Here is a 13800-nt window from a genome sequence, read left to right on the forward strand (position 1 = left end):
GCACATGGCCAAATTCTTCATCGAGCGCCCCATCTTCGCGTGGGTGATCGCCATCTTCATCATCGTGATCGGAGCAGTCTCCATCACCCAGTTGCCGGTGGCCCAGTACCCGGCGGTGGCGCCCCCCACCATCCAGATCTCGGTAGCCTATCCCGGCGCCACGGCCCAGACCCTCGAAGACAGTGTGCTGTCGGTGATCGAGCGCGAGATGAATGGCGCCGCCGGCCTGGCCTACATCGAGTCCACCAGCCAGGCCAACGGCACGGGCTCCATCACGCTGAGCTTCGAGCCCGGCACCGACGACGACCTGGCGCAGGTGGACGTGCAAAACCGCCTGGCCCGCGCCACGCCGCGCCTGCCCGCGGCCGTGACGCAGCAGGGCGTGCGCGTGGACAAGTCGCGCGCCAACTTCCTGCTGTTCTCCGTGCTGACCTCGGACAACCCGGACGTGAGCATCGAGTCGCTCAACGACTACGCCGCGCGCAACGTGGTGCCCGAGCTGCAGCGCCTGCCCGGCGTCGGGGCGGTCACGCAATTCGGCGCCGAGCGCGCCATGCGCGTGTGGGTGGATCCGGCCAAGCTCAAGGGCTTCAACCTGTCGCTGGCCGAGGTCAACGCGGCCATCCGTTCGCAGAACATGCAGGTGTCGGCCGGCAACCTGGGCGACCAGCCCAGCGCCGAGGGCCAGACCACCACGGCCACCATCGTGGTCAAGGGCCAGCTGTCCACGCCCGAGCAGTTCGGCCGCGTGGTGCTGCGCGCCAATACCGATGGCTCCACCGTGCGGCTGCGCGACGTGGCGCGCATCGAGCTGGGCGCCCAGGACTACAGCACCAGCGCGCGCCTGAACGGCAGCCCCTCGGTGGGCATGGGGGTGCAGCTGACCTCCACCGCCAACGCCCTGGCCACGGCCAAGGCCGTCAAGGCCAAGCTGGCCGAGCTGCAGCAGTACTTCCCGCAGGGCGTCAAATACACCATCCCCTACGACACCTCCACCTTCATCGCCGTCTCCATCGAGAAGGTGGTGCACACGCTGCTGGAGGCCGTGGCGCTGGTGTTCCTGGTGATGTTCCTGTTCCTGCAGAACTTCCGCTACACCATCATCCCGACCATCGTGGTGCCGATTGCCCTGCTGGGCACGTTCGCCACATTGCTGGCGCTGGGTTTTTCCATCAACGTGCTGACCATGTTCGGCATGGTGCTGGTCATCGGCATCGTGGTGGACGACGCCATCGTGGTGGTGGAGAACGTCGAGCGCATCATGAGCGAGGAAGGCCTGCCGCCGCTAGCCGCGACGCGCAAGGCCATGGGCCAGATCTCGGGCGCCATCGTCGGCGTGACGGTGGTGCTGATTTCGGTGTTCGTGCCGCTGGCCTTCTTCCCCGGCTCCACGGGCAACATCTACCGCCAGTTCGCCGTGACCATGGCCACGTCGATCGCCTTCTCGGCCTTCCTGGCGCTGTCGCTCACGCCGGCGCTGTGCGGCACGCTGCTCAAGCCGATCAAGGACGGCCACCACGAGAAAAAAGGCTTCTTCGGCTGGTTCAACCGCGGCTTCAAGCGCACCACCGAGCGCTATGAGTCGGGCCTGATGCGCTTGGTGCGCCGGGGCGGACGCATGATGGTCATCTACGCCGCGCTGATCGGCGCGGCCGCCGTGGTCTACATGCGCCTGCCGTCGTCCTTCCTGCCGGGCGAGGACCAGGGCTTCCTGATCACCAACGTGCAGCTGCCCCCGGGCGCGGCGCTGGAGCGCACGCAGGCCGCCATGAACCAGGTCGAGCAGGTCATGCTGGCGCAGCCCGAGGTGGCCAACATCGTGACGGTGGCGGGCTTTTCCTTCTCCGGCCAGGGCCAGAACGCCGGCCTGGCGTTCGTCACGCTCAAGGACTGGAGCGAGCGCGGCGGCGCCGGGCACTCGGCCGAGGCCGTGGCCGCGCGCACCACGGGCGCGCTGTGGGGCTTTCGTGATGCCTTCATCTTCGTGATCAGCCCGCCGCCGATCCCGGAATTGGGCGTGTCCTCGGGCTTCACCTTCCGCCTGCAGGACCGCGGCGGCAAGGGCCACGACGCCCTGGTGGCGGCGCGCAACCAGCTGCTGGGCATGGCCGCACAAAGCAAGGTGCTGGCCGGCGTGCGCCCCGACGGCATGGAGGACGCGCCGCAGATGCAGATCGACATCGACCGCGACAAGGCCAGCGCCCTGGGCGTGCCGTTCGACAGCATCGCAAGCAGCCTGTCCACCGCCCTGGGTTCGTCCTACATCAACGACTTCCCCAACCAGGGCCGGCTGCAGCGTGTGGTCGTGCAGGCCGAGCCGGGCGCGCGCATGCAGCCCGAGGACGTGCTCGACCTGCCGGTGGCCAACGCCCAGGGCCAGTTGCTGCCGCTGTCCACCTTCGCCTCCACGCGCTGGATCACCGGCGCCATGCAGACCGTGCGCTACAACGGCTATCCGTCCATGAAGATCTCCGGCGGCGCCTCGCCCGGCCACAGCACGGGCGAGGCCATGCAGGAGATGGAGCGCCTGGCGTCCCAGCTGCCCGAGGGCTTCGGCTTTGAATGGACGGGCCAGTCGCGCGAGGAAAAGCTCGCCGGCTCGCAGGCCTCGGTGCTCTACGCGTTCTCGCTGCTGGCGGTGTTCCTGTGCCTGGCGGCGCTCTACGAGAGCTGGTCCATCCCGTTCTCGGTGCTGCTGGTGGTGCCCCTGGGCGTGCTGGGCGTGCTGCTGGCCACTCTCCTGCGCGGCATGGCCAACGACGTCTATTTCCAGATCGGCCTGGTCACCATCATCGGCCTGTCGGCCAAGAACGCCATCCTGATCATCGAGTTCGCCAAGGACCTGCAGGCCCAGGGCAAGAGCGTGGTCGAGGCGGCGCTGGAGGCGGCGCACCTACGCTTCCGCCCCATCGTCATGACGTCGCTGGCCTTCACGCTGGGCGTGCTGCCGTTGTTCCTGGCCACGGGCGCCAGCTCGGCCAGCCAGCGCGCCATCGGCACCGGGGTGATCGGCGGCATGCTCACTGGCACGGTGCTGGCCGTCATCTTCGTGCCCGTGTTCTTCGTGCTGGTGCGCAGCTTCTTCAAGGGCAGCGCGCGCCAGCGCGAGCACGACGCGAAGATGGCCCTGCAGCACCGCAGCAGCGAAGCCTGAACACCAGAGAGTCATATATGCATAGCAAACAATCATTGCGCACCAAGGGTTTGCGCGCTATTTCACCCCTGGTGACAGCCCTGATCCTGGGCGGCTGCAGCTTCATCCCCACCCTGGAGCGGCCCGAGCCGCCGGTCGCCGCCGCCTACCCGCTGGCCGACACGGCCGGCCCGCAGGCACGCGCCGCCGCGGACATCGACTGGAAGGACTACTTCACCGACCCGCGCCTGCAGCGCCTGGTGGGCATCGCCCTGGGCAACAACCGCGACCTGCGCCTGGCCCTGCTCAACGTGGAGCAGGCACGCGCGCAGTTCCAGATCCGCAGCGCCGACGAGTACCCGACGGTGGCGGGTGTCGCCAGTGCCACGCGCCAGCCCAACCCGGTCACCGGCCAGTACGGCAATCAGTTCCAGGTCGGTCTGGGCCTGACGTCCTGGGAGATCGACTTCTTTGGCCGCATCGCCGCGCTCAAGGAGCAGGCGCTGGCCCAGTACCTGGCCACCGCCGAGGCGCGCAAGGCCGCGCAGATCACCCTGGTGTCGGCCGTCGCCTCGGGCTGGCTCAGCCTGATGGCCGACGAGGAGCTGCTGGACATCTCGCGCCGCACCCTGGCCACGCGCGAGGAGTCCGTGCGGCTGACCCGCCTGCGCCTGGAGAACGGCGTCAGCTCGGAGCTGGACAACCGCCAGGCGCAGAGCCTGGCCGAGGCCGCACGCGCCACCTACGCCCAGCAGCAGCGCCAGCGCATGCTCGACGAGAACGCCCTGGTGCTGCTGCTCGGCCAGGCCCTGCCCGAGGACATCCGCGCTACCCTGCCCTCCTCGCGGCTGGACCAGGCCGCGCCCATGCAGCCGCTGACCGCCGGCCTGCCCTCGGAGCTGCTGGTGCGCCGCCCCGACATCCGCCAGGCCGAGCAGCAGCTGATCGGTGCCAATGCCAACATCGGCGCGGCGCGGGCGGCCTTCTTCCCGCGCATTGCGCTCACCGCTTCGATAGGCACGGTGAGCGATGAGCTGTCGGGGCTGTTCAAGGGCGGCTCCTGGGCGTTTTCGCTGGCTCCGCAGCTGGCCGTGCCGCTGTTCGACGCAGGGCGCAACCAGGCCGGCCTGGAAGCCGCCCAGGTCGGGCGCGAAATGGCGGTGGCGCAGTACGAGAAGACCATCCAGACGGCGTTCCGCGAGGTCGCCGACGCCCTGGCCGGCCGCGCCACGCTCACCGAACAACTGCAGGCCCAGCGCGCTCAGACCGCTGCCGACGCCAAGCGCCTGGAGCTGTCGGACCTGCGCTACCGCAACGGCGTCTCCAGTTATCTGGACGTGCTCGATGCCCAGCGCTCGCTCTACGCGACACAACAGGCGCTGGTGCTCACGCGACTGCAGCAGCTGAACAACCAGGTGGTGCTCTACAAGGCCCTGGGTGGCGGCTGGAGCGAGGGCCAGCTGGCCGCGGCCGCGCCCGCCCGGGCAGGGGCACAGTGAGCGCTGGCGCGACTTTCAGAACGTGTTTACGATCCCCCCGCGGGCGTGCAGTCGCAGCCTCGGGCGCCCTGCGTCGTTGCAAATCCTCGCGATAGCACCGGCTATCGCTGTGGTTTGCGCCTCGCATTCCGTCCCGATCTGCTTCCCGCACCCCTTCGCGTAGAGATCGCAAACACGTTCTTATAATCGTCGGCTGCCTTTTCCGTTCCCGCCCTACAGACTTATCGATCGAGGCCCCTCATGAGCGACATCCCCACCGCAGCGCACGCCGGACCCATCAGGACGCCCAAGCAGCTGCTGGCCACCGTCATCTTCGCTTTCGTGCTGCCGGTGTTCGCCATCATCGGCCTCGTGATGTATGTGACGTCGGGCAACAAGCCCGGCATGGGCGCGGCCAACCCCGAGCTGGCGGTGGCCCAGCGCATCCAGAAGATCGGCCTGGTGGAAGTGCGCGACGCCAACCGTCCGCTGCGCTCGGGCGAGCAGGTCTTCCAGGGCCAGTGCGCCGCCTGCCACGCCACCGGCGCCGCCGGTGCGCCCAAGCTGGGCGATGCCGCCGCCTGGGCCCCGCGCATCCAGACCGGCTTCGAGACCCTGGTGCACTCGGCCCTGGAGGGCAAGGGCGCCATGGCGCCCCAGAAGGGCGGCGAATTCAGCGACCTGGAAATCGCCCGCGGTGTGGCCTACCTGGCCAACGCGGCCGGCGGCAAGTTCGACGAGCCCGCCGCGCCAGCTGCCGCCGAAGGCGCCGATGGCGCACCGGCTGCTGCGACTTCGGGCGGCTGAGCCCCTTCCCACGAGCGCCAGGCCGCCCTCTGGCAAAAATAACCGGCCCTGTCGCAAGACGGGCCGGTTATTTTTGTGTCTGTGCGTGCGCAGCCTCCGTCCAAATCGGGAGGGCTGCGGCGCCCCGCCCGAAGAAGGGGCCAGCCATGCTGCGCCCCGGCGCAGGATTGCCGTCATGGGGATGAAAGCAAAAAAGCGCTGCAACCTGGAGGGTTGCAGCGCTTTTGCTTATCTGGTGGCCTGGGACGGAATCGAACCGCCGACACAAGGATTTTCAATCCTCTGCTCTACCGACTGAGCTACCGGGCCTGAGACCAAAATTCTAGCACGGAAAATTTGGCAAAAAACCGTCCATCCCCGTTTTTTGCGTGTGGCAGCGTGCGTCAGCTGCTGGCGCGCTTGCTGCGGCCCAGGTCCACGCCGAGCTGGCGCAGCTTGCGGTACAGGTGGGTGCGCTCCAGGCCGGTCTTCTCCGCCACGCGCGTCATGGACCCGCCCTCGCGCGCCAGGTGAAACTCGAAATACGCCTTCTCGAAGCTGTCGCGCGCCTCGCGCAGGGGGCGGTCGAGGTTGAATCCCTGGTGCGACTGGGGCCCCGTCTGCAGGGCGGCTGCGCCCCCCTGGGGCTCGGCGCTGCCTCCGGGGGCCGCCTGGCCGGGTGCGCCAGCCGCTGCCGGGGCCAGGGCTGCGGCGCCTGCACCAGAAACTCCAGCGGACGCGGCGGCGCTGCCGGCCGCGCCGCGCACCAGTCCCTGCTCCACCGCCTTGAGCAGCTTCTGCAGCGTGATGGGTTTCTCCAGGAAGGAGAAAGCGCCGATGCGCGTGGCCTCCACCGCCGTGTCGATGGTGGCATGGCCGCTCATCATGATGACCGGCATGGTCAGCGTGCCGGCCGTGGCCCACTCCTTGAGCAGCGAGACGCCGTCGGTGTCGGGCATCCAGATGTCCAGCAGCACCAGGTCATAGACGCCGCTCTGGCGCGCGCTGCGCGCCTGCGTGGCGTTCTCCGCCAGATCGACGCTGTGGCCTTCGTCGTTGAGAATCTCCGACAACAGATCCCGGATGCCCAGTTCGTCGTCCACCACCAGAATGTTTGCCATGTGTCGAGGTGCGCCGTTGCTGCCATGCGGTGTTGCGAAAGCACCACCGCCTTAATCAAGGGGCGAATGATAGCGACACTTGCGCGCCCGCCACCACGCCGCCCTCCACCCGGTTGCTCAGTTCGATGCGCGCGCCATGCTCGTCGGCAATTTTCTTGACCACCGCCAGGCCCAGGCCCGTGCCGCGCGACTTGGTGGTCACGTAGGGTTCAAAGGCGCGCTGCAGGATGTGCGGCGCAAAGCCCGAGCCACCATCGGCGACCGTCAGGCGCACGCGCCGGGCCGATTCGCTCCAGCGCGTGCCGACGCGCACGTGCGGCTGCGCATCGGGCGGGGCGGCACTGCCCGCGGCCTCCCGCTCCTGGCGGGCCTGCAGCGTCGCGTCCAGGGCGTTCTGCAGCAGGTTGTGCAGCACCTGGCGCAACTGCTGGGCGTCGCCCGCGATCTGCGGGCAGCGCGGGTCGAGTTCGACCTGGATGGGCACGCTGCCCTCGCCCTCACCGTAGAGCTGCAGCACGTCCTGCACCAGCGCATTCAGGTCCAGGCGTTGCAGCTGCGCCGCGGGCAGGCGGGCATAGTCGCGGAACTCGTTGACCAGGCGCTTCATCGCGTCCACCTGGTCCACGATGGTCTTGACCGATTTGGCCAGCATGGCCTGCTCGGGCGGCGCCAGCTTGTCGGCGAGCTTGAACTCCAGCCGCTCGGCCGACAGCTGGATGGGCGTGAGCGGGTTCTTGATCTCGTGGGCCAGGCGGCGCGCCACCTCGCCCCAGGCCTGGGCACGCTGCGCCGAGACGATCTCGGAGATGTCGTCCAGCACCAGCAGGCGCATGCGCTCGGGCAGCTCGGCGCCACGCACCACCAGGTTGGTGCCCTTCTGCTCCAGCCCCTCGCCCGAGCCATGCAGCTCCAGCGGGTGTTGCCAGTGGTCCAGGCCGTGGTGGTCGCTGCGGTCGAGCAGGAAGGTGTCGAAATGGCGCTGCACGGTCGCGGCGAACTCGGCCAGGCCCGGCACGTCGGCCAGCGGGCGGCCCTCCCAGGCCGCCAGCGGCGCGCGCAGGATGCGCGTGGCGCCCGGGTTGCTCGACTGGATCACGCCCTGCCCGTCCAGCACGATGATGCCGCCGGTCAGGTTGTCCAGGATGGTCTGCAGGTTGCCGCGAGCGGCCTCCAGCGCCCCCATGCTGCGCTGCGCCGTGGCGCGCGCCTCGGCCAACTGGTGGGTCATGAGGGCGAAGTCGCGTGTCAGCCCGCCCAGCTCGTCCTGCCCCTGCAGCGCGGCCTTTGGTGCCAGGTTGCCCGCGGCCACCTCGCGCACGCCCTCGGCCAGCACCAGCAGCGGACGCACCAGCTGGTTGCCCAGCAATACCGCCAGCAGCACCGCGCCGAAGACGGCCAGGAACAGGCTGAGCGTGAGCGTGCTGATGTACATGCGCCGCAGGCCGCCGCGCGCCAGCGCCCGCTCCTGGTATTCGCGGTTGGCCTCCTGCACGGCCACGGCGTTGGCCACCAGCGCCTGCGGCAGCGGCAGCGTCGCCTGCACGTAGCGCGGCTCGGCCAGCAGGCCCACGCCCGGGCTCAGCTCGGCCACCAGCACGCGCACGCGCGCCTCCTCGGGCGCGCGCGGGTCGGCCAGGTCGTCCAGGCCCTCGATCTGGTAGGTGATGCGCTCCTGGCGCGCGGCGCGCAGCTGCTGCGTGCCGGGGCGCTCGGGGTTGAGCGAATAGCGCGAGCGCCCGGCGCTGGCCACGGCCTGGCCGCCGGCGTTCCACAGCACCATGTCGTCGGCGCCCAGCTGGTCGCGCATGCGCTCGAGCACCAGCCCGGCGGCGGCGTCGGGCACCTGGGCCAGCTGGCTGCTGGCGCTGCGTGTCTTGGTCGCCATGTCGGCGGCGATGGTGTCCAGCGTCACCCGGCCCAAGCTCACGCCGGCGGCCAGCGCGCCCTCGACCTTGACGTCGAACCAGCTCTCGATCGAACGCGAGACGAACTGGTAGGACACGGTGTAGATCAGCAGCCCCGGCACCAGCCCCACCAGGGTGAAGATGCCCGCCAGCTTGATCAGCAGCCGGGCGCCGAAGCGGCCGCTGCGTAGCCGCACCGCCAGGCGCACCGCCCCCCAGACCAGCACTGCCAGCAGCGTCAGCGCCACCAGCACGTTCACGCCCAGCAGCCAGGTGAAATGGCGCTCGTAGAGCACGCGGTTGTTGGTGGCCTGCGTCATCAGAAACAGCAGCACCAGCGCGATGGCGCACATGACGCCCGCACCCAGGCCCAGCGCCCAGCGCACGGCGTGGCCCCGGCTGGCGGCGCGCCGGGCCGAACCCGCCGGGCGCAGCGGCGCCGGCTCGCTCACGGCGCGGCCTCCAGGCGCGGCACGAGGATGTTGCGCGACAGCGACAGATTCCAGCCCGAGCGCCCCAGCACGCCAAACTGCAGCGGCCGGGGCATCTGCGAGGTGTTCAGGCGCACCGTGAGATCGACCGCGTAGGAAGCGCCATCGTCCAGCGTGCCGGGCTCGGCGATGGTCCAGCGGGTGATGCGCTGCAGGGCGGCCAGTGCGTCGCCCAGGGTGTCGAAATTCTGCCCCAGTGCCATGCCCAGGCCGGCCGCGTCCTCGCCGCCCGAGGACTGCACCAGACGCCAGCGCCGGGTCAACGGCTGATAGCTCAGGCGCAGCTGGCGCGTGGCCCGGGCCACGATCTTGTCGGTCCAGTACCAGCGCGGGCGCAGCACCTCGGCCTGCACCACGAAGTGCACGGCGATGCCCTGCAGCAGCGCCGTCTCGGCCAGAGGCGGCAGCGTCATGCGCCAGGCTGCGCTCAGCAGCAGAGCCCCCGCCTCGCCCCGCTCCACGCGCAGCTCGGTGATGTCGTCGGGCAGCGCCTGGGCCCGGGCCAGCGGCAGGGCCAGGAGCGCCCAGGCCAGCAGGCACAGCCCGGCCCACGGCCGCCAACGGATGAAGGCAGTGCGCAGGCGCAGCGGGAGGGGGGCGTAGGCAGGCACGGCGCGTATTGTCCGGCAGAGCAGGCGGGTGCTAGAGCACCCTGCCCTTGCGAAAGCCACAGCACCAGGCCAGCACGCCCGCGGGGAACTGCGCCACGGCCTCGTTGTAGCGCGTGACGGCGGTGTTGAACTGCTGGCGTGCCAGCCGGCCCTGCAGGGCCAGCTCCTCGCGCTGCTGCACCCAGGGCGCGAGCGACGGCGCCGCCACGCCTTCGTCTTGCAGGGCCGGGGCCTGCACCAGGGCCGCCCAGGCGCTGTTCAGGGCACGGGCGCGCCGCGCCAGCGCGGCGATGGCCAGCGCATCGAGCGGTCGTGCGCGGGCCGCCGCCAACGCAGCGCGCAGGGCCGCAGCTGCGGCCTGCACGGCCTGCCGCTGGGCATGTATCTCGCCCTCGCCGACCGGCGCCTGTGCCTCCAGGCCCGCGTCGAACTCGGCCATGAGCGCCAGCAGGCGTGCCAGCTGCGTCTCCAGCGCGGCAAAAGCCTTGAGCACCGCGGCGCGCAGGCGCACCAGCCGCTGGTAGGCGCCCACCCCCCAGAACAGCAGCACGGCGGCGAGGGCGGACGAGGTCCACAGGAGAAAAGTCATGGGCCAAACACCAAAAAAAGCTCCCGGCCAGACGGTGCTGGGCGGGAGCTTGGGAGGGTCCGGGGCAGCTGCCCGGGCGGGCGCTGCCGCAGACAGCGCCCCCGGGTGGCTCAGGCCGTCACTCGGCAGATGCCGAGGTGTCGTCGCCGTCCAGCTCGGCCGTAGCGCCCGCCAGCTCGGCCGCCTCGGCCTCGGCGATGGCGCGGCGCTCGGCCTCGTCCATGGCGTCCTTGGCGCGGCGCGCCTGGTGGTAGGCCAGGCCGGTGCCGGCCGGGATCAGGCGGCCGACGATGACGTTCTCCTTCAGGCCGCGCAGCTCGTCGCGCTTGCCCATGATGGCCGCCTCGGTCAACACGCGCGTCGTCTCCTGGAAGGAGGCGGCGGAGATGAACGAGTCGGTGGACAGCGAGGCCTTGGTGATGCCCAGCAGCACGTTGGTGTAGGTCGCCGGGATCTTGTTCTCGGCCTGCAGCTGCTCGTTGGTGTTGAGGATCTCCGAGCGCTCGACCTGCTCGCCGGCGATGTAGGTCGATTCGCCCGGGTTCTCGACCACGACGCGGCGCAGCATCTGGCGCACGATCACCTCGATGTGCTTGTCGTTGATCTTCACGCCCTGCAGGCGATAGACGTCCTGCACCTCATCGACGATGTAGCGCGACAGCTCCTCGATGCCCAAGAGGCGCAGGATGTCCTGCGGGTCGGCCGGGCCGTCCACGATCAGCTCCCCCTTGTTGACCACCTGGCCCTCGTGCACCAGGACGTTCTTTTCCTTCGGGACCAGCTCGTCCCAGACCTTGCCGTCCGGATCGGTGATCTGCAGGCGCACCTTGCCCTTGGTCTCCTTGCCGAACGACACCGTGCCGGTGATCTCGGCCAGCATGCCCGCGTCCTTGGGGCTGCGTGCCTCGAACAGCTCGGCCACGCGCGGCAGACCGCCCGTGATGTCGCGCGTCTTCTGGCCTTCCACCGGAATGCGCGCCAGCACCTCGCCGGGGCCCACGTCCTGGCCGTCACGCACCTGGATCAGCGCGCCGATCTGGAAGCCGATGGCCACCGCATGGTCGGTGCCGGGGATCTTCACTTCCTTGCCCTCGGCGTCGATCAGCTTGACCAGGGGGCGCACCACCTTGGCCGAGCCGCGGCGCTTGGGGTCGATCACCACCAGCGTGGACAGGCCCGTGACCTCGTCCACCTGCTTGGCCACCGTCAGGCCTTCTTCGATGTTCTCGAACTTCACCTGGCCGGCGTACTCGGTGATGATGGGGCGCGTCAGCGGGTCCCAGTTCGCCAGGATGGTGCCGGCCTTGATCTGCTGGTCGGCCTTCACCGCCAGCGTCGCGCCATAGGGCACCTTGTGGCGCTCGCGCTCGCGGCCGTGCTCGTCCTGGATGATGATCTCGCCGGAGCGGGCGATCACCACCAGCTCGCCGCGGGTGTTGGTCACATAGCGCATGGTGGGGTTGAAGCCCACGATGCCGCTGGACTTGGCCTCGACGTTGGACGCCACGGCCGCGCGCGATGCCGCACCACCGATGTGGAAGGTGCGCATGGTCAGCTGCGTGCCCGGCTCGCCGATCGACTGCGCGGCGATCACGCCCACGGCTTCGCCGAGGTTGATCAGGCCGCCGCGGCCCAGGTCGCGGCCGTAGCACTTGCCGCACAGGCCGTAACGCGTCTCGCAATTGAGCGCGGTGCGCACCTTGATCTCGTCCACGCCGGCGGATTCCAGCGCGTCCAGGGTGTTCTCGTCCAGCAGCGTGCCGGCCGGGGTGATCACGGCGCGGGTCTCGGGGTGCAGCACGTCCTCGGCCGCCACGCGGCCCAGCACGCGCTCGCGCAGCGACTCGACCACCTCGCCGCCCTCGACGATGGCACGCATCAGCGAGCCGTTGGAGGTGCCGCAATCCTCTTCGGTCACCACCAAGTCCTGCGTCACGTCCACCAGGCGGCGCGTCAGGTAGCCGGAGTTGGCCGTCTTCAGCGCCGTGTCGGCCAGGCCCTTGCGGGCGCCGTGCGTGGAGATGAAGTACTGCAGCACGTTCAGGCCTTCACGGAAGTTGGCCGTGATGGGCGTCTCGATGATGGAGCCGTCGGGCTTGGCCATCAGGCCGCGCATGCCGGCCAGCTGGCGGATCTGCGCGGCGGAACCCCGCGCGCCCGAGTCGGCCATCATGTAGATGGAGTTGAACGACTCCTGCTCCACTTCCTTGCCATGGCGGTCGATGGTCTTTTCCTTGGCCAGCTGGGCCATCATGACCTTGGAGACTTCGTCGCCGGTCTTGCCCCAGATGTCCACCACCTTGTTGTAGCGCTCGCCGGCCGTCACCAGGCCCGAGACGTACTGCTGCTCGATCTCTTTGACCTCGGTCTCGGCGCGGCCGATGATCTCGGCCTTCTGCGGCGGCACCAGCATGTCGTCCACCGAGATGGAGATGCCCGAGTGCGTGGCCAGGCGGAAGCCGTTTTGCAGCAGCTTGTCGGCAAAGACCACCGTCTCCTTCAGGCCGCACTTGCGGAACGACGCGTTGATGAGCTTGGAAATCTCTTTCTTCTTGAGCGTCTTGTTCAGGTTGGAGAACGCCAGGCCGCGCGGCAGAATCTCCGACAGCAGCGCGCGGCCCACGGTGGTCTCGACCACCGATCTCGACGACTGCCACTCGCCGCTGTCCTTGTCGCGGCTCCATTCGGTCATGCGCACGTTGACCTTGCTGGTCAGCTCGACCTCATTGGCATCGAGCGCGCGCTGCACCTCCGGCACGTCGGAGAACAGCATGCCCTCGCCGCGGCCGTTGATCTTCTCGCGCGTGGCCTGGTACAGGCCCAGCACCACGTCCTGCGACGGCACGATGGAGGGCTCGCCCGAGGCCGGGAACAGCACGTTGTTGGATGCCAGCATCAGCGTGCGCGCCTCCAGCTGGGCCTCCACCGACAGCGGCACGTGCACGGCCATCTGGTCGCCGTCGAAGTCGGCGTTGAAAGCGGCGCACACCAGCGGGTGCAGCTGGATCGCCTTGCCTTCGATCAGGATGGGCTCGAACGCCTGGATGCCCAGGCGGTGCAGCGTGGGCGCGCGGTTGAGCATCACCGGATGCTCGCGGATCACTTCTTCCAGGATGTCCCACACCACCGGCGTGCCGGCTTCCACTTCCTTCTTGGCGGCCTTGATGGTGGTGGCGATGCCCATGGCTTCGAGGCGCGAGAAGATGAAGGGCTTGAACAGCTCCAGCGCCATCAGCTTGGGCAGGCCGCACTGGTGCAGCTTGAGCGTCGGGCCCACGGTGATGACCGAGCGGCCCGAGTAGTCCACGCGCTTGCCCAGCAGGTTCTGGCGGAAGCGGCCGCCCTTGCCCTTGATCATGTCGGCCAGCGACTTCAGGGCGCGCTTGTTGGCGCCCGTCATGGCCTTGCCGCGGCGGCCGTTGTCCAGCAGGCTGTCCACGGCCTCCTGCAGCATGCGCTTTTCGTTGCGCGCGATGATCTCGGGGGCTTTTAGCTCCAGCAGGCGGCGCAGGCGCGAGTTGCGGTTGATGACACGGCGGTACAGGTCGTTCAGGTCGGACGTGGCAAAGCGCCCGCCATCGAGCGGCACCAGCGGACGCAGGTCCGGCGGCAGCACGGGCAGCACTTCCAGAATCATCCACTCGGGCTTGATGCCCGACTTGCGGAAGGCCTCCAGCACCTTCAGGC

The 13800-nt window shown here is 69.4% G+C and carries 8 protein-coding genes and 1 tRNA gene; 3 read left to right on the top strand and 6 right to left on the bottom strand.

Going from position 1 to position 13800, the window contains the following annotated elements:
- The first annotated feature begins 4 nt into the window (after positions 1 to 4).
- From RT051_RS08795 to RT051_RS08805, 3 genes are all read left to right on the top strand, one after another.
- Positions 5 to 3154, top strand: a complete 3150-nt coding sequence (locus RT051_RS08795; RefSeq protein WP_313075185.1) for an efflux RND transporter permease subunit — start codon at positions 5 to 7, stop codon at positions 3152 to 3154.
- 17 nt (positions 3155 to 3171) lie between these two features.
- Positions 3172 to 4632 (top strand): efflux transporter outer membrane subunit, encoded by a 1461-nt coding sequence (locus tag RT051_RS08800; RefSeq protein WP_313075187.1) that lies wholly within the window; start codon positions 3172 to 3174, stop codon positions 4630 to 4632.
- 240 nt (positions 4633 to 4872) lie between these two features.
- Positions 4873 to 5418 (top strand): c-type cytochrome, encoded by a 546-nt coding sequence (locus RT051_RS08805; RefSeq protein ID WP_313075193.1) that lies wholly within the window; start codon positions 4873 to 4875, stop codon positions 5416 to 5418.
- A gap of 233 nt (positions 5419 to 5651) precedes the next feature.
- Here RT051_RS08805 and RT051_RS08810 read toward each other — a convergent pair.
- The 6 genes from RT051_RS08810 to rpoC all read right to left on the bottom strand — a co-directional run.
- Positions 5652 to 5727: transfer RNA gene (locus RT051_RS08810), tRNA-Phe, on the bottom strand.
- A gap of 74 nt (positions 5728 to 5801) precedes the next feature.
- Positions 5802 to 6518, bottom strand: coding sequence for a response regulator (locus RT051_RS08815; RefSeq protein WP_313075197.1), 717 nt, complete (start codon positions 6516 to 6518; stop codon positions 5802 to 5804).
- A 55-nt stretch (positions 6519 to 6573) separates the two neighbouring features.
- Complete coding sequence (locus tag RT051_RS08820) at positions 6574 to 8856, bottom strand: ATP-binding protein (RefSeq protein ID WP_313075211.1); 2283 nt, start codon at positions 8854 to 8856, stop codon at positions 6574 to 6576.
- A gap of 14 nt (positions 8857 to 8870) precedes the next feature.
- Positions 8871 to 9524, bottom strand: coding sequence for a DUF4390 domain-containing protein (locus tag RT051_RS08825; protein ID WP_313075200.1), 654 nt, complete (start codon positions 9522 to 9524; stop codon positions 8871 to 8873).
- Between the two features lie 31 nt (positions 9525 to 9555).
- Positions 9556 to 10113, bottom strand: coding sequence for a LemA family protein (locus tag RT051_RS08830; protein WP_313075203.1), 558 nt, complete (start codon positions 10111 to 10113; stop codon positions 9556 to 9558).
- Positions 10114 to 10231: 118 nt separating this feature from the next.
- A partial coding sequence (gene rpoC, locus RT051_RS08835) for a DNA-directed RNA polymerase subunit beta' (RefSeq protein WP_313075206.1) occupies positions 10232 to 13800 on the bottom strand: 3569 nt, incomplete at its 5' end.

Origin of the sequence: Melaminivora sp. (assembly GCF_032059615.1) — a bacterium.
In the GTDB taxonomy this organism is placed as follows: Bacteria; Pseudomonadota; Gammaproteobacteria; order Burkholderiales; family Burkholderiaceae_C; genus Melaminivora.

Excerpts from the sequence above, each read along its gene's own strand:
- RT051_RS08815 (WP_313075197.1), bottom strand. The coding sequence starts at position 6,518 with ATGGCAAACATTCTGGTGGTGGACGACGAACTGGGCATCCGGGATCTG.
- RT051_RS08805 (WP_313075193.1), top strand. The coding sequence starts at position 4,873 with ATGAGCGACATCCCCACCGCAGCGCACGCCGGACCCATCAGGACGCCC.
- RT051_RS08800 (WP_313075187.1), top strand. The coding sequence starts at position 3,172 with ATGCATAGCAAACAATCATTGCGCACCAAGGGTTTGCGCGCTATTTCA.
- RT051_RS08795 (WP_313075185.1), top strand. The coding sequence starts at position 5 with ATGGCCAAATTCTTCATCGAGCGCCCCATCTTCGCGTGGGTGATCGCC.
- RT051_RS08830 (WP_313075203.1), bottom strand. The coding sequence starts at position 10,113 with ATGACTTTTCTCCTGTGGACCTCGTCCGCCCTCGCCGCCGTGCTGCTG.